The organism is Gimesia chilikensis, from assembly GCF_007744075.1.
In the GTDB taxonomy this organism is placed as follows: Bacteria; Planctomycetota; Planctomycetia; order Planctomycetales; family Planctomycetaceae; genus Gimesia; species Gimesia chilikensis_A.
Genome location: NZ_CP036266.1, coordinates 1,363,587 through 1,380,256, shown reverse-complemented (window position 1 = coordinate 1,380,256; position 16,670 = coordinate 1,363,587). Strand labels below are relative to the sequence as shown.

Here is a 16,670-nt window from a genome sequence, read left to right as displayed (position 1 = left end):
TCGCCCGGCGTCGATTACCTGTGAAGACAGGAGAGATGAACCAGCAGTTCTTACGGAACATTCTGCTGCAGGCAGTGTTTACCTTTGTAGAAAGGTGTTTAAACGGATGTCGGACGTACAAAATGAATCCACAGGATCTCCCGATCTGGAAATCACGCGGGAGTCGATTGATAAACTGAGTTCTGCCTACCAGCAGATTCATGGTGAAATGTCAAAAGTGATTGTCGGTCAGGATGACGTGATCGAACAGTTGCTGATTGCCCTGTTCAGCCGGGGGCACTGTCTGCTGGAAGGGGTACCCGGACTGGCGAAAACCCTGATGATCAGCTCGCTGGCACAAACGCTGTCGATGTCGTTCAGCCGCATCCAGTTTACCCCCGACCTGATGCCCGCCGACATTACGGGAACCGACGTACTCCAGGAAAATCGCGAGTCAGGCGAACGCGAATTTCGTTTCATTCCTGGTCCACTGTTTCACAATATGGTCCTCGCGGATGAAATCAACCGAACGCCTCCTAAAACACAGGCAGCGCTGCTGGAAGCGATGCAGGAGCACCAGGTGACTGTCGGACAGACGCGGCACCTGCTCAGTGACCCCTTCTTCGTTCTGGCGACGCAGAACCCGATCGAACAGGAAGGAACCTACTCACTGCCTGAAGCACAGCAGGACCGCTTCATGTTCAAAGTGTATGTGAAGTACCCGTCGTTCCAGGAAGAACGACAGATCGCCCGCCGGACAACATCTGATTCTAACGACAAAATCGAACACGTCCTGACGGCCGTGGATGTCCTGGAGATTCAAAAGATCGTACGACAAGTCCCCGTCTCGGACCACGTCATCGATTATGCACTGGCACTGGTCAGACAGACCCGGATCAATGAACCGGGAACCCCTGATTTCATCAATGAGTGGCTGAGCTGGGGAGCTGGTCCGCGTGCGGTACAGAACCTGTTGCTCGGTGGAAAAACACGTGCTCTGTTGAACGGAAACGCTCACGTCTCAACAGAAGATATCAGCGCTCTGGCCGCTCCCGTGTTGCGGCATCGTATCGTGACGAACTTCGCTGCGGAATCGGAAGGGATTACCTCCGACCTGGTGATTGAGCGTTTGATAAAAGAGACACCGTCTAAGGAAGGCGAACTGACCAGTGACCCAAGATTACAGAAAATTTTTGCTGCCTGAAGCCATCTCCCGCATCTCGCGGCTGGAAATTCGGGCACGCTCGATCGTCGAAGGCTTTCTGTCCGGGTTGCACCGTAGTCCTTTTTTCGGCCAGTCGGTGGAATTCGCTCAGCACCGCGAGTATGCCCCGGGTGATGACGTCCGGAATATCGACTGGAAGGTCTGGTCGAAAACCGACAAGTATTACATTAAGCAGTACGAAGAAGATACCAACCTCCGCACCACCCTGCTCGTCGATGTCAGCGAATCGATGCAGTTTGGTACGGGACCGTTGAATAAATATGAATACGGGTGTACGGCAGCAGCCGCCCTGGCTTACCTGCTGCTCAAACAGCAGGACTCAGTGGGACTCGTTACTTTCGATGACGCCATTCGCTCCAAAGTTCCTGCACTAAGTAAGCGAACTCACCTGAATTCACTACTGAGTGCCCTGGCAGCAGAAAAACCTGCTCAAAAAACGGACATTTATGACGTACTAAAAGAGGTCGCCGAAACGCGATCACAAAAAGGGACGATCATCCTCATATCCGATTTATTCGTCAACCGTGAAAGTCTGTTCAAAGGGCTGCGACTGCTGCAGTATCGCGGACACGATCTGATGCTCCTGCACATTCTGGATGATCAGGAGCTCGACTTTGATTATGCAGGTACGACTCGGTTCGAAGGAATGGAAGAAACAGGCGAACTGGTCTGCGATCCCCGCTCCTTGCGCGAGGGCTATCTCAAGGCTATGCATGAATTTCTGCATGACGTAAAACGCCGTTGTGCCCGCAATAAATTTGACTATCAGACCATTCGCACCAGCGAGTATCTTGATGCCGCACTGGCGCATTACCTGAACCACCGGATCGGCATGCAACAGTCGATCCGACAATAAGCAACGAATTGACCACCCCCTGACACATTCAACTGATAAATAGTTTATGGAAGCCTGGTTAACACAACATTTTGTGAATTCAGCACTGGTCTATACCGGTGTTGCGATGGTCGCTGCGCCGATCATTATCCATCTGATTAACCGCTTCCAGTATAAACGCGTCCGATTTGCCGCCATGGAATTCCTGCTGCAAAGCCAGCAGACCAACCAGCGGCGGGTGCTTCTGGAACAACTGCTGCTTCTGCTGCTGCGGATTCTGTTAATCGTCTGTCTGCTGCTGCTGATTGCGCGGCTGATTCTCGATCCGGATCAGCTCTCGATGTTTCAAGGAGCCAAGTCGCATCACGTGATCGTACTCGACGACAGTGGCTCCATGCGCAACGTCTGGGGTGAGCAGTCAGCGTTTCAGGAAGGACTGCAGGTAGTCCGCAAAATTGCCGCGGAGGGGACAAGTCGTCCCAACACCGAAAAATTTTCTCTGATCCTGCTCTCCCGCGCGGACGCTCCACTGTTCCTGCAACGTGATATCAACGAAGAACTGATCAACGAACTCGATGCCAAGCTCGGTAATCTTACCTGTTCCCATCAGAGCCTGGACCTGAACCAGGGTCTGGAAGCGGCTGCGGATCTACTGAATGAAGACCGGGCGGTGATTAAAACTCTGCACCTGATTTCCGACTTCCGCAAAGCAGACTGGCAGGAGAAAAAATCGGTCGCAGCGACAATCGAAAAACTGAGCAACAACGAGACTACGATCAATCTGGTCAAAACAGTTCCGGACTCACAGCCCAACCTGGCGATTACGGAACTCTCGGGCGCTACGGAGGTCGCAGCGGTCGATGTCCCACTCCGGTTGCGTGTCAGCGTTAAAAACTTTGGTGACAAGGTGGCTCAAGATGTCCGCGTCTCGGCGTTTGTCGATCAGAACAAACTGCCGATGAGCATTGTATTTGACAAGATTGAAGCCGGCAGCGAAGTCTCCCAGGATTTTGATGTCGTGTTCAATAAACCGAACCTGCATCAGATTAATGTCAGTCTGAGTAACGATGCGCTCGACAGCGACAACGAACGTTTTCTGTCCATCAACGTCAAGCAGTCAAATCCGGTCCTGATTGTGGACGGGAATCCTTCCGGCAACGAATGGATGTACGTCCAGACCGCGATTGCTCCCGACGCCGCGATCACAGGATTTGCGCCCTCGGTCGAAAATGTCGACTACCTGCGCAGACACCCATTGAATCAGTTTAAGAATATCTACCTGCTCAATGTGGCCGAGTTGCCTCTCGATGCAATTGATGCCCTGGAGACTTTCGTCAAAAACGGGGGCGGCCTGATCTGGTTCGCAGGCCCCTCGGTCCAGCCTGCGTTTTATAACGACAAACTTTACAAGGAAGGGAACGGACTGTTTCCGGCGCCCCTGGAAATTGCGCCTCGTGACCTGCCTGCACGCGACTCGAATACCCTGGTCGACCTGGAGGTCGGTGACCATCCACTGTTTTCAGTTTTCGCAGGTCAGGACAATCCCCTGATCGAAGCGGTCTCGATCATGCGTTACTTCCCGATTTCTGCCGAGTGGCTGCAAAATAAGGCTGCTGCTGCCTCGGGAGTCAGCATCATCGCCAAGCTGAGAAATCAGGATCCGCTGATCCTGGAACACCGACTGGGGAAAGGACGCATTATTACCTGTCTGACTTCTGCCGGTCCTGTCCAGACCAGCGAAGGAGAGCCCTGGAATTCCTGGGCGCTGAATCCGAGTTATATCGTCTTCCAGTTGGAGCTGCAGAAATACCTGGTGCAGTCTCGCTCCCACGAGCAGGCTGAGACATCCGGGGATCCGATCGCCTTCTCACTGGATGCAGCGACCTATACCGATGAAGTAGAAATCCTGACTCCCGTGACCGCCGGGGGGCGGACCGTACGACTCAAGGCCACTCCCCAACAGGACAGCGACGCGAGTAACTCAGGTGACCTGAAACTGATCACGACTTTTCGCGAGACCGACCAGCCAGGTGTCTACACAGTACAGCTGAAGCGTCAGGACCAGACTGTTGAATCCCAGATGTATGCTTTCAATTTCCCCGTCACCGAAAGTAACCTGGAACTGGCGACGACAGATGAACTCACTGCCGAGTTAGGAAATTCTCCCTCAATTCAGATTCAGGAACCTGGTGAATTCCAGTGGATTCAGGGTCAGGAAGCGGGGCGGGAAATCACCAACACAATTCTGATCATCCTGTTTATACTATTGCTCTGTGAACAGCTGCTGGCCTACCGCCTGAGCTACCATCCCCAGACTGCGAGCGTTGCCGCATGAACCTACTGAGCTCTGTCTCCCAATTCATGATGCTGGCTGCCGACGAAACTACAGCGTTTCGTTCGATCGAATACGATACGCCCGATACCGGCTGGGGCTGGCTGCTGCTGTTGGGGGGCCTGGCACTGGTACTGATCCTGTCGATCCGCACCATCTGGAAAGATTCGTTTCAGCTGCCCGTCTTCTGGCGGTGCTGGTTGACCGGGTTGCGTCTGGCGGTGCTGATTGCATTGATTGTCATCGTATTCAACCCGCATGAACGAACACAGAAAATGTCGTTCCGCCCATCCCGGGTCGCGGTTCTGGTCGACACCTCACTCTCCATGAGGCATCCGAATGAACTGGTCTCTGCGAATGCAAGTTCCCCCGCCAGTCGAAACGTCCCCAGTCGGATGGAAGCCATAGAAAAACTGCTCGCGGACTCACCTCTAATTGCAGACCTGCAGAAGAGTCACCAGGTCAGTGTCTACACGTTCGACCAGGCCCTGAAAGGGCCACACCATGTCTTCCAGCGTGCGTCACAAGACAAAACTTCCAATACGGAAGCATCAGCTGATACTACATCCACAGAGACAGATACTAAAGTTGACTGGAACACTCTGCTGCAACCTCAAGGACTCGAAACGAGACTGGGGGAACAGCTGGGGCAGCTGATCCGCGAAATCAATGGTTCAACGTTGTCGGGAATTATCGTAGCCACCGATGGTGCTTCTAATGCAGGCACTGATTTACTCTCTGCCAACGAAGCAGCGAAGGAAGCCAAAGTTCGTCTGATTACTCTCGGTGTCGGCAGCCCGACACGGCCGGCAAACCTGCAGGTTTCAAAAATCATCGCTCCCACCGATGTACAGTTCGGCGATGCCTTTGAAATCACCGCTCTGCTGCAGGCGGTCGGAATGCCTGGGAAAAATATCACACTGGAGTTGTTGAAAAAACTACCGGGAGAAGCAGAGCCAACGGTGATTGAGTCTCGCGACATTCTATTACCGACAGAAGACGGCCTGCCGCTGGATGTCAAATTTGAACGGACACCAGCCGAAGAGGGAGAAATCAACTACGTGATCCGGGTGCGAGGCAATCAGCTGGCTCAGGATGCGAACGCGATGGACAACGAACTGGAACACACGGTAAATGTCTTCAGCCGTCCGACTCGGGTACTGGTGATTGCAGGTGGTCCGATGCGTGATTACCGCTTTGCCCGTACGATGCTTTACCGACATCCCTCTATCAAGTCAGATGTCTGGTTGCAATCTGCTCCCCCGGGTGTCTCACAGGATGCAGATCAGTTGCTGTACGAATTCCCCGAACGATCCGACCTGTTTGAGTATGATGTCGTACTGGCCTTCGATGTGAACTGGAGTCTGTTGTCTGAAGAACAGATGCTGAATCTGAATGAGTGGGTCTCCTCCGGGGGCGGGGGCATCGTGCTGGTTGCCGGTGATGTCTATACCCCTAAATTGTCACTGGAAAGTGACAAGTATAAGTCGATTCTCGATCTGTATCCGGTCTTCATCAATTCCTTTGTGAGGGATTACCTCGATCAGGAAGCAACGCAGATTCGCCGCATCGAATGGACACAAGCGGGACTGGACGCCGGTTTCCTCATGCTGACCGACGATCCGGCGACCTCGAAAGAGCTCTGGGAAACCTTCCCGGGGCTGTATCGTTGTTATCCCTCGAACGGAGCGAAAGCTGCAGCGACGGTCTATGCTCATTTCCCCGATCCCAAAACGCAAACCGAACACGGTTTTTCGATTCTGATGGCTTCACAGTATTTCGGCGAAGGCCGCTGCTTCTACCTCGGTAGCCCCGAAATGTGGCGTCTTCGTTCCGTCGATGAAGATTACTACGACCGCTTCTGGACCAAACTGATCCGTAATATCGGACAGGGACGTACTCGACGTGGTACGAAGCGGGGGACCCTGATTCTCGAACGGGATGAGTATGTTCTGGGACAGACGGTCTCGGTACGGGTTCGACTGCTGAATCCCGAATTCCAGCCACTGGTTCAGGAATCGGTGCCGATGGAAGTCATTGACCCGCGCGGACGCCCCCTGGTTCCTAATCTGCTCTTAATGCAGGATCGAAACCGTTCGGGAGAATACACGGCCAGCTTCCGAGCCAGCCTGCCCGGGAAGTATCGTTTCAATGTGACCGTTCCGAATTCCAAGGGACAGGTCGTGGATGGCAGTTTGAGTGTGTTGCTGCCGCGACTGGAAGATGAATCACTGAGCCAGAATGTCAAAGGCCTCAAGGAACTGGCCCGCGATACAGGCGGTGCGTATCTTGCACTGGAAGAAGCGGAAACAATTCCTGCACTGCTGCCCGACCAGGGTGAAGAATTTTTGATCGACGAACGCTTGAAAACCCTCTGGGACCAGGCCTGGGTCTTCTTCCTGTTAGCAGGCCTGCTGGCGACGGAGTGGCTGACACGAAAACTGTTTAAATTGTCATGACAATCAGCAATGGAAAGAATTTCAGGGAACTCCGGCACTTCAATCGACGTCCCAAGTCATTGTAAAGCAGACCTATGAATGAACCATCAAAAATCACGCTCCCCCAGGAAATCACCGATCTCCTTAATCGGTTGCGTGGGAAAATCCGCAGATACATTCTGCTGGAAGGCGTTGCCCGTCTGCTGGCAGTGATCGGTCTGATCTTCTGGGCCAGTTTCCTGGTTGACTGGGGTTACTTTCAGCTGAGCCATTTTGAACTGCCGGTCTGGTTTCGAGCCTCGCTGGTCCTGATTTCCGTTTCGGCAATTCTCGTGCTGGCGGTCAGTCTGCTGCTCTTTCGCCTGATGAAAAAAATGCGCCGCAAAGCACTCGCACTGGTGTTGGAGCGACGCTTCCCCGAACTGAATGACCGGCTGGCGACCGCGATTGAACTGCACGAGACCCAAGAACCACAGAATGCCCTGACCCGTGCGATGCTGGAACGGACCGTGCATGAGGTCGCCGAGGGCAGCAGACAGCTCCCGCTGGAAGATGTGTTTGACAAACGTCCGCTGCGGCGTGCCTTTCTTTGTGCGCTGGCCCTGTGTATTTCCATCCTGACGCTGGCGGTGTTCAATCAACCGGCGATGGCCCGCTGGGCCAAGGGTTACCTCGAGCTAAAAACCGATTACTGGAATCGAGAGACGGGGCTGGTGGTTAAAGTCATCGCACAGCCTGGTGACCGGGTCAAAGAATTTCAGGATCAGATCTACAAACACGGGCTGGGTAACGATCTGACCCTGCTGGTGGAAACTGCAGATGGAAAGCAGGCCCCGGAACGCGTCCAACTGACATACCGGATGCAAAGTGGACGTGGAGGCGGCAGGACGGTAATGTCCCGCATGGGAGAAGGCCGTTTTAAACACACGATTACCGATCTGCTGGAAGATATTCAGGTCTGGGTGTCGGGAAATGATTACACCAATCCCGAGCCTTACACTATTGAGATTGTGGAAAACCCCGTGCTGGACCAGATTCAACTCTCTTGTGTGTACCCGCCCTACATGGGCCTGAATCAGGTTGAGCCGGCTTCAGGAAAACCAGTCCCCGATCTTCTGGCCGTACAGGGAACCCAGATTTCGATCCCCGTTAATACTCAGTTTGATCTGATCTCAAGCGCCAACAAACCGATCACTCGGTATCTCTTCGAAACCGATCGTCTCAAACTGCAACTCGAACCACCACGCGAGAACAGTCAGACCGAGAGCTATCTGGCGTGGAAAAACCCTCAGGGAGAAATCGTTTCGCAGGTTGAGATCACGGGCCCCCAACTGTCACAGATGTGTGGTTCAAACCAGTTGCAGTTCCAGATCCCCTTTACGCTGATCAGTGAAAGTAAACCTCAGTCCGAGGCCCAGAGTGGCTCTCTGCCTGCCCGCATTCCACTCATGGCGGACGAACCGATCCGGATTTATCTAGAGGATGCAGACGGGCTGCTGGTAACCGAACCGATCCGTTTGAGTATCAACGGGATCGTCGATCAACCACCCAAAATTGATACACAGCTCAAAGGAATTGGCAAATCAATTACCCGTAAGGCGATGATTCCAGTACAGGGAACGATTACCGATGATTACGGTATCCAGGCAGCACGATTTGATTTCCTGGTCGATGAAGATAAAAACTTCCGTCCCCGGCCATTCCGCAAGAAACCAAGTGAACGCCCCCGGGAGTTCACTCTACAACGGAATGATCAGGAGGAGTGGGAACGTTTTGAGGTCCTCCCATTGGATCTGAAAGTCGGACAGAAAATCAGCCTGACCGTCCATGCAGAAGATGCAGACAATCTGAGTGGCCCGCATCAGGTACATGGGGAAACCTATCACTTTGAAATTGTTACCGACGAAGAGCTGCTCTCCCAGCTCTATTCCAAGGAACTCAATCTGCGGAAACGCTTCGAACAAATCTTTAAAGAAGTCACACAGACGCGCGATGAACTGAGCGAGCGTATCGAACAACTCAAGCAGGCAGAATCGATCAAGGCGAAACAAAAGCAGGGCCAAAGCGATCCCAAATGGAATGACACTCTGCTGGAAATCCAGACGGCGGTCGCGGTTTCAGCCGATCGCAGTTTGTACGGCAGCCGCAAGAATGCGACAGAAACCGCGTCGATCGTTGAATCCTTTCATGACATCCGCGAAGAGCTGGTGAACAACGGAGTCGCCACGGCACAGATTCTGGGCCGGATTGACGACAAAATTCTCAAACCTCTGACCATGATCCACGAGCAGGACTTTCCCGAGGTCGATCAACACCTGGGCCTGCTCCGACTGGCTATCGAGAAACAAAATGACCCCTTGCCGGAAATGCAGACCAGCATTGAACTTCTGAATGCCATGCTGAACCGGATGCAGAGTGTCCTCGATGAAATGCAGGACCTGCTGGAGTTTCACGAAGCCATTGAAATGCTGAAGAATCTGATTGAACGCGAAAAAGAATTAACCGAAGAGACAAAAAAATATCGCAAAAACAAGCTGCTCGATCGTCTCAAAGGGTTGGGGCTGGAATAATCTGTCGCCAATCTGCGTTTCAGTCAGAATGCGATTTTCCACCCGCTTTTGACTGAACACAAAAACATGCTTCGAACATGGTCCCCGACATGATATAATAAATCGCTGTGCTTTCTTCTCAGCGCGCTCATTATGTTGAGAAAGACACAGCCCTTACGTATTCCCTCCCTATCGGTTCTGAGTTCATTATGAATTTTCTGTCAGGAGCACTTCTTATGTTGAATCGCCCCCGCATCGCCTGCCTGCTGTTCGCGATCACTGGCGTTCTATTGTGTGCCCCTGTGACCTTCGCTCAGGACAATGCCACAGACTCTGGGGCCGCTAACGGGAAACGAGATCTCTCTGATAAACAGGAAGCGATCTCCCAGCAGTTCAAGCGATTTGAATCGACGTTGCACGATCTGGGCGAGTACATGAAAAAGACCGACCCAGCCCGGGCCGACCTGCTGTTTCGTGCCTTTGGTCAGAGTAAGCAGAACCAGATGACGGTCGAAATGCAGAGGGTCCTGCAGATGCTGCAGGACGGACAGTTGGGTGAAGCGGTCGAACGGCAGGAAAACCTGCTCCAGAACATGCAGGCCCTGCTCGCACTGCTTCAGAGCGAAGACCGCATGAGTGAAGTGGAGAAAGAAAAAGAACGACTGCAGAATCTGCTTAAAGATGTAAACCGGTTGATCGGCCAGGAACGGGATGTCAGAGCGGCAACGGAACGCGGGGGGAACCCGGCAGATCTCCAGGATAAACAGCAGAAGACCGCTGATAACGCCAAAAAGCTGGAGGCGAAGATCGACCAGCAGGATGCGGAGAAGAATAAGGACTCACAGCAGTCTGAAAATAAAAATAATCAGGTACAGAAAGATTCGGATCAGAAGCCATCAGGAGAGCAGAAAGAATCTGCCCCGAAAGAAGGCAAGCCCGAATCAAAGTCTGATCAAAAATCGGATCAGTCTCAGGATTCCAAATCTCAGAATAAATCTCCCCAACAGGGGAAATCCGACCAGAGTCAGAAAGGCTCTCCCCAGGAAAAGTCTCCTCAGCAGGGACAGCAGTCTCAACAACAGCAGCAGCAGCAGTCTCAACAGCAACAATCGCAGGAACAGCAGCAATCCCAGCAGGGGCAACAGAAACAGTCTCCGCAGTCAGAGAGTCAGCAGCAACAGCAGAAAACTCCCGGACGCGAAGAACTGGAAAAAGCCCGTCAGGAGATGGAAAAAGCGATTGAAGAACTGAAGAAGCAGCAGAAGGAAAACGCTTCGAAACATCAGGACGAAGCAATCCGTAAACTGACAGAGGCCAAAGAAAAGCTGGAAGAGATGCTGCGTCAGTTACGCGAAGAAGAACGCGAATTAAAGCTGGCTGCGATGGAGGCCCGCTTGCAGAAGATTCTTGCACAGCAGAAACGAGTCTATGCCGGCACCCTGTCGATCGATCAGGTACCAGAAAAAGAACGCAACAGCCGTCATACCGCACGAGCAGTACAATTATCACGTGAAGAGACCATGATCGGGACTGAAGTCGATAAAGCGATTCTGATGATTAAAGACGAAGGTTCCTCTGTCGCCTTTGGTGAAGCCCTGACTGAGGTGCGAGAGGATGTGCAGTCGGTCTCGTATCGGCTCAACCAGACCAAGGTTGGCACCCTGACACAGGAAATCGAGCAGGACATTATCAGCACGCTGGAAGAAATGATCGAAGCGCTGCAGAAAGAGATGGAGAAATCGGAAGACGAGAAGAAACAGCAACAACAGCAACAACAGGGCGCTCCCAAAGATAAATCCCTGGTCGACATGCTGGCTGAGGTCAAGATGCTCCGTTCCATGCAGTTACGAGTGAATAACCGAACCCGCCGCATCGAAAAACTGGCCCAGGAAAAAGATGCCAATCGTGCAGACCTGCTGGAACAGTTGCAGAGTCTGGCGGATCGACAGACACGCATCCAGAATGCCACCTACATTCTGGCCACCGGAAAAAACAAATAGCAGCGTACCTGTTTTACACAAAGGTAACAGACCAAGATGAAACAGCAGTTACTCAACTGTCAGAATCAAAGCGGCATCAGAAACCTGCTCAAAGTGTGCGTTCTGCTGCTCCTGTGGAATGGTCCCGGTCTGACGGTGTATGGGCAGATTTCAGAGACAGATGCCCTTCCGTTAAAAACGAAAACGCAGAAACCAGCTGAAGAAGAAAAGACGGTACTCTACGCGGCTCCTTCAGCCGTCGATCTGAATGTTCAGCTGGAGACCTGGACCGCCGGACAGAAAGCCAAAGATCCGGCACTGTTAAAGCGGGTCGCCTCCCTGCTGGCCAAACTGAATCCCAGCCTGAATGCAGAAGACAAACTGAATCTGACCATGCAGGTCTTTGCCGAAGTGAAACCGGAAGCCCGTGAAGTGGCCCGCGCTTATCAACTGTCGGATCAGTACCCGGTCTTTTCCAATCAACCACACCTGGTTGAGGGCAAAGCCGATCAATTCTATCTGGCCAATCTGCGATACTACGTCGCCCGTAACCTGACGCAGTATCGCATGGTCGATCAGGCACTGGTAATTTTCAATACCATCCAACCCGATCAACTGGTCGATCCAGCCGGATACCTGTTTTACAAAGCGGTCTGCGAGCATCATCTCCTGCAGAAAGAAGCTTGTGAAAAGACACTGACACAACTGCTTGATCGGACTCAGGAAATCCCTGAACGCTATCGACAGCTGGCCACACTGATGCAGGCAGATCTCGCATCGCTTAAAGAAGACAGTCTTGATGAAATCTCCCGCAAGATGAGCGATGTTGAGCGACGTCTTGACCTGGGTAAGTCGGGGAAAGACACTCAGAAAGTGGAAGATGAAATCATCGCGGCTCTCGACAAGATGATCAAGAAAATGGAAGACCAGTCTAAAAACAGCCCCTCTTCCGGTGCGGGTCCCAGCAGTTCCGGTTCTCCTGAGCAGGGCGCAGATGAAAGCCGCGTCAAAGGGTCTACGGCTCCTGGCGAGGTTGATAAGAAGAAACTGTCGAACAATGGAGGCTGGGGAACACTGCCACCCAAGAAACAGGCATCGGCCAAAAATATCATTAACCGTAATTTCCCTTCCCACTATCGGAAGGCCATCGAAAAGTACTTTAAAAAGCTGGCGACCGAGAAAGCGAGTTCTGGCAAATAAGCGACATGCCAGGCCGTATTTCGCCGCGATTTTAATAGAATACTGGAGACGTTTATGCATTCCCTGTTTTGTGCCACCATGACCATGCTGCTGGCAGCCTCCCCCGGAGTCGAAGTGACCTCTCTGACGGGAACGAGTGTTTCTGGTCAGTTGCAGTCATTGAACCAGGGTACAATCCAGTTGAAGCAGGGACAGGATGATCGACAGTATCCTCTCTCAGGTGTGTTGAATGTCCGGTTCCCGCAGAATCGCTTTCAACGCACACTCGAATCTCCTCTAATGGTGCGGCTGACAGATGGTTCCCGCTTTCCGATTCAGGATTTGAAGAGCAATGATCGGGAGACTGTTCTGCAGGGGGAGCAGACGGGAAGCCTGAGTGTTCCTACCAAAGCGGTCACATCCGTTCGCTTCGGAGCCCTGAATTCCGATCTTCAGAAATCATGGGACAAACTGCTTAACGGAAAACATAGTAAGGATCTGCTGGTCGTCCAGAAAGAAAATGTGCTCGACTACATTGATGGTGTTGTCGGCAATATCACCGCTGACCGGATTCAGTTCTTTGCCGGTGAAGATGAAGTCCCCGTCAATCGCCAGCGGGTCTTCGGCATTATTTACGCTCGTCCAGCGTCGACAGAGACGACCCCCTTCTGTTCAATCAAGCTGACAGATGAAGGCACCCTGCAGGCTTCAGCGATTTCTTATAACGGAAAAGATTTCGAAGCCACTCTGCAGACAGGCGCCCGCACCAGGCTTTCTCCTTCGGTAATCGCGAATCTCGATTTCAGCCAGGGAAAGGTACGTTACCTGTCCGATCTGGAACCACGTAATATTGAGTACACGCCCTTCTTCGACACCGTCTGGAAGTATCGCCGTGACAAACATCGCGATGGGGGACCGCTGCGCGTGGGTGGCAAAGAATACTCACGGGGGCTCTATATTCATTCCAAAACACTGCTGCAGTATCGACTCAAAGACGATTACCGCCGTTTCCGGGCTGTCATGGGAATTGATGACTCGGTCCCCGGTATCGGTTTTGTATATGTGGAAATTAAAGGCAATGGCCGTACGCTCTTCGCCGGCAACATGAAAAGTTCTGACTCACCTGTCGATTTAGATCTGGATGTCAGTGGCGTCCGTGACCTGGAGATCCTGGTTGATTTTGGAGATAACCTGGAAATCTGCGATCACCTGGATCTGTGTAATGCCCGCCTGATTAAATAAGCCGGATTCGTTGATGACTCTCCCGAAAACGGGTTGTCTACTGCGGTCCTGAATGATAAGGGAAATCAATGCAGAACGTTTTTGTCTGTGCGCTGTTGATCCTCAGCCTGCTCTGCCAGGCTCCCGCGTCAGCTGACACTTCGAATGTAGATCCAGCCGTACTGGCTGCCCAGAAGCAGCGAATTGATGTCATCAAAGCCGTCTCACCTTCAGTGGTTGCCATCTTCGGTGGTGCTGGTGATGGGGGTGGCTCGGGTGTCCTCGTCACTCCTGATGGCTACGCGCTGACCAATTTCCACGTCGTTTCCGGAGCGGGCAACTTCATGAAATGTGGGCTGAATGACGGCAAGCTGTATGACGCTGTCATTGTCTCCATTGACCCGACCGGGGATGTGGCTTTGATCAAACTGCTGGGCCGTAATGATTTTCCCGTCGCGAAACTGGGAAACAGCGACACAGTGCAGGTGGGTGACTGGGCCTACGCGATGGGTAACCCGTTCCTGCTGGCAACCGATTTCCAGCCGACGATCACCTACGGGATTGTCAGCGGCGTACATCGCTACCAGTACCCGGCTGGAACATTCCTGGAATACACCGACTGTATCCAGGTAGACTCATCCATCAACCCCGGAAACTCGGGCGGTCCCCTGTTCAATGACCAGGGTGAGTTGATCGGCATCAATGGTCGTGGCTCGTTTGAAAAGCGGGGACGCGTCAATTCGGGAGCAGGCTACGCGATTTCGATCAATCAGATCAAACACTTCTGGGATCATCTCAAGAGCGGCCGAATTGTCGACCATGCGTCGCTGGGAGCCACCGTGGCGACCGGCTTTGATGCCAAAGTGGATGTAGCTGAGATCCTGGAAGACTCAGACGCCTATCGCAAAGGGCTGAGGCTGGGAGATGAGATCGTCTCCTTCGCCGGTCGCCCCATTCGCAGTGTGAATCAGTTCAAGAACATCCTGGGGATTTACCCTGCAGGCTGGACATTGCCTCTGGTCTATCGTCGAGATGAGCAGAAAACGAAAATTTATGTGCGTCTGCAGCCACTGCACACGGCTGCGGAACTCCAGGAACATGTCAGTTCTCCCAAGATGCTCCCTGAGGAAAAACCGGACGACGAGGATCCCAAACAGCCGAAGATGCCGATCCCTATGCCTCATGGGCATCCCGCTCCCCCTGCACCGCCGGAACAGTACAAACATCTGTATGTTCCCAAAACCGGGTTTACTAATTATTACTTTAATCAACAGCAACAGGAGCGTCTGTTACAGGCGCTGCACGCTCACAGTAACTTCGCTGATCGCAAAGGCAACTGGACTCTGATCGGCAAACTGGATAACGGAGCAGACTTCACACTCACGCTGGCTGATAAAGGGATCGGCCTGGAATCGGGTAATGACGTCTTCCTGCAATCACTGGAAACAGGGATGCCTGTCGACGAGCCTCCAGGAACAGGCGGACTGCTGGCAGCCCTGCATCACTTCCGCCTCTTGCTCTCCGGACAGTCAGATCGTTTTACGGATTTCTATTATCTGGGCAGCGAACCTCTGGATGGGAAAAACGAGATGGTCGACGTCATGGTGGCCACACAAACCGGCACCATCTCCCGCTGGTATTTCAACAAGTCGGACCTTTCGCTGCGTGGATGTGATTTCTACCTGACGGAAAATTCAGAACCCTGTTCAATCCGCTTTGAACAGTTTCGCACGCTCAACGGACAGAAATTTCCGGGTGAGCTTGATGTCCAGTATGAAAACCGTCCTGTGATGAAATTGAAAATTGATCGGCTGAAACTGGAAACCACGGACGCCAGCGGGAAATAGCATCCTTTCGTGATGAAAGTAAATACTCTGTGAATCAAGCTAAATTAATTAAACCGATCCTGATCTGTATCTGTCTGTTGGGAGCACTGTTGGTTCCCATGCACAGGTTGGATGCCTCTTCGCGCGAGACGATTCAGTATGCCCTGCCACGCCTGGTCAAAATTTTTGGGGCGGGGGGAGTTAAAAACCTATACGGCTACAGTTCCGGTTTTCTGGTTTCTCCAGAAGGTCATATTGCCACGATCTGGAGTCCGGTGCTGGATACGGACCAGTTGTCTGTCGTACTGCACGACGGAAGACGTTTTGAAGGGGAAGTTCTCGGAGCCGAACCTCACCTGGATCTGGCGATTATTAAACTCAAATCCGAACGTGACCTGAATCTGCCTTACTTCAATTATGAAGAAAAAGCGACCGCAGGTGCAGGCACACGGATCCTGGGTTTCAGTAATATGTTTCGTGTCGCCACGGGAGACGAACCGGTCTCCGTGCTGCATGGTGTCATTGAAGCCCGCACCGATCTGCCCCGACGAAGAGGTGCCTTCGAGCTTTCTTACACAGGTGACGTATACGTGGTAGACGCGATTACGAATAACCCCGGAGCGGCTGGCGGGGTGATCATGACCTATGATGGCAAACTACTGGGAATGATTGGCAAACAGGTACGTAACGCCAAGACGAATACCTGGGTGAATTATTCCCTGCCCATCGATGTGCTGAGTAAAAGCATCAGGCAGATCGTGACCGGCAAATTCGAATCCAGCGAAGACCAGAATGAACCGGAACCTACCATCGTTGAACGTTACAAACCGATTGATTTTGGTCTGGTGATGGTCCCCGATGTCTTATTTCGTACCCCCGCTTTTATCGACACTGTGCTCCCCGGTTCCCAGGTCGCGAAGGCAGGTCTTAAACCCGACGACCTGGTGGTCTTTGTAAATGATGAATTGATCAAGTCCTGTAAAACCCTCAAATCAGAGCTGGGGAAACTGGAAGCCGGTGATACCGTCAGGCTGGTCGTCCGCAGAGAAAACCAGCTGGTTGCCGTTGAACTCCAGGTCCCGCCCGAAAAATAATAAAAGAGTGATA

General features: G+C 52.5%; 10 protein-coding genes. All 10 read left to right on the top strand.

What is annotated here, in order from left to right; genetic code table 11:
* The first annotated feature begins 106 nt into the window (after positions 1 to 106).
* Positions 107 to 1,183: an AAA family ATPase gene (locus tag HG66A1_RS05365; RefSeq protein WP_145037294.1), complete on the top strand. Its 1,077-nt coding sequence runs from the start codon at positions 107 to 109 to the stop codon at positions 1,181 to 1,183.
* Complete coding sequence (locus HG66A1_RS05360; protein ID WP_145037292.1) at positions 1,173 to 2,060, top strand: DUF58 domain-containing protein; 888 nt, start codon at positions 1,173 to 1,175, stop codon at positions 2,058 to 2,060. The genes HG66A1_RS05365 and HG66A1_RS05360 overlap by 11 nt, the downstream gene beginning before the upstream one ends.
* A gap of 46 nt (positions 2,061 to 2,106) precedes the next feature.
* On the top strand, positions 2,107 to 4,374 hold the full coding sequence (locus HG66A1_RS05355) for a BatA domain-containing protein (protein WP_145181193.1): 2,268 nt from the start codon (positions 2,107 to 2,109) through the stop codon (positions 4,372 to 4,374).
* Positions 4,371 to 6,830, top strand: a complete 2,460-nt coding sequence (locus HG66A1_RS05350) for a vWA domain-containing protein (protein WP_145181192.1) — start codon at positions 4,371 to 4,373, stop codon at positions 6,828 to 6,830. The genes HG66A1_RS05355 and HG66A1_RS05350 overlap by 4 nt, the downstream gene beginning before the upstream one ends.
* A gap of 74 nt (positions 6,831 to 6,904) precedes the next feature.
* Complete coding sequence (locus HG66A1_RS05345; RefSeq protein ID WP_145181191.1) at positions 6,905 to 9,379, top strand: hypothetical protein; 2,475 nt, start codon at positions 6,905 to 6,907, stop codon at positions 9,377 to 9,379.
* Between the two features lie 215 nt (positions 9,380 to 9,594).
* Positions 9,595 to 11,358, top strand: coding sequence for a hypothetical protein (locus HG66A1_RS05340; RefSeq protein WP_145181190.1), 1,764 nt, complete (start codon positions 9,595 to 9,597; stop codon positions 11,356 to 11,358).
* A gap of 36 nt (positions 11,359 to 11,394) precedes the next feature.
* Entirely contained in the window at positions 11,395 to 12,537 is a 1,143-nt protein-coding gene (locus HG66A1_RS05335; protein WP_145181189.1) for a hypothetical protein, read from the top strand.
* Between the two features lie 54 nt (positions 12,538 to 12,591).
* Positions 12,592 to 13,758: an NPCBM/NEW2 domain-containing protein gene (locus HG66A1_RS05330; protein ID WP_145181188.1), complete on the top strand. Its 1,167-nt coding sequence runs from the start codon at positions 12,592 to 12,594 to the stop codon at positions 13,756 to 13,758.
* A 68-nt stretch (positions 13,759 to 13,826) separates the two neighbouring features.
* The gene (locus tag HG66A1_RS05325; RefSeq protein WP_145181187.1) at positions 13,827 to 15,584 is read left to right on the top strand and encodes a S1C family serine protease; all 1,758 of its coding nucleotides are present in this window, start codon (positions 13,827 to 13,829) and stop codon (positions 15,582 to 15,584) included.
* Between the two features lie 29 nt (positions 15,585 to 15,613).
* Complete coding sequence (locus tag HG66A1_RS05320) at positions 15,614 to 16,657, top strand: S1C family serine protease (protein ID WP_145181186.1); 1,044 nt, start codon at positions 15,614 to 15,616, stop codon at positions 16,655 to 16,657.
* Positions 16,658 to 16,670 lie beyond the last annotated feature (13 nt).

What these genes read in the sequence shown, in the direction of transcription:
- HG66A1_RS05335 (WP_145181189.1), top strand. Translation starts at nt 11,395, where the DNA reads ATGAAACAGCAGTTACTCAACTGTCAGAATCAAAGCGGCATCAGAAAC.
- HG66A1_RS05345 (WP_145181191.1), top strand. Translation starts at nt 6,905, where the DNA reads ATGAATGAACCATCAAAAATCACGCTCCCCCAGGAAATCACCGATCTC.
- HG66A1_RS05325 (WP_145181187.1), top strand. Translation starts at nt 13,827, where the DNA reads ATGCAGAACGTTTTTGTCTGTGCGCTGTTGATCCTCAGCCTGCTCTGC.
- HG66A1_RS05330 (WP_145181188.1), top strand. Translation starts at nt 12,592, where the DNA reads ATGCATTCCCTGTTTTGTGCCACCATGACCATGCTGCTGGCAGCCTCC.
- HG66A1_RS05350 (WP_145181192.1), top strand. Translation starts at nt 4,371, where the DNA reads ATGAACCTACTGAGCTCTGTCTCCCAATTCATGATGCTGGCTGCCGAC.
- HG66A1_RS05340 (WP_145181190.1), top strand. Translation starts at nt 9,595, where the DNA reads ATGTTGAATCGCCCCCGCATCGCCTGCCTGCTGTTCGCGATCACTGGC.
- HG66A1_RS05365 (WP_145037294.1), top strand. Translation starts at nt 107, where the DNA reads ATGTCGGACGTACAAAATGAATCCACAGGATCTCCCGATCTGGAAATC.
- HG66A1_RS05355 (WP_145181193.1), top strand. Translation starts at nt 2,107, where the DNA reads ATGGAAGCCTGGTTAACACAACATTTTGTGAATTCAGCACTGGTCTAT.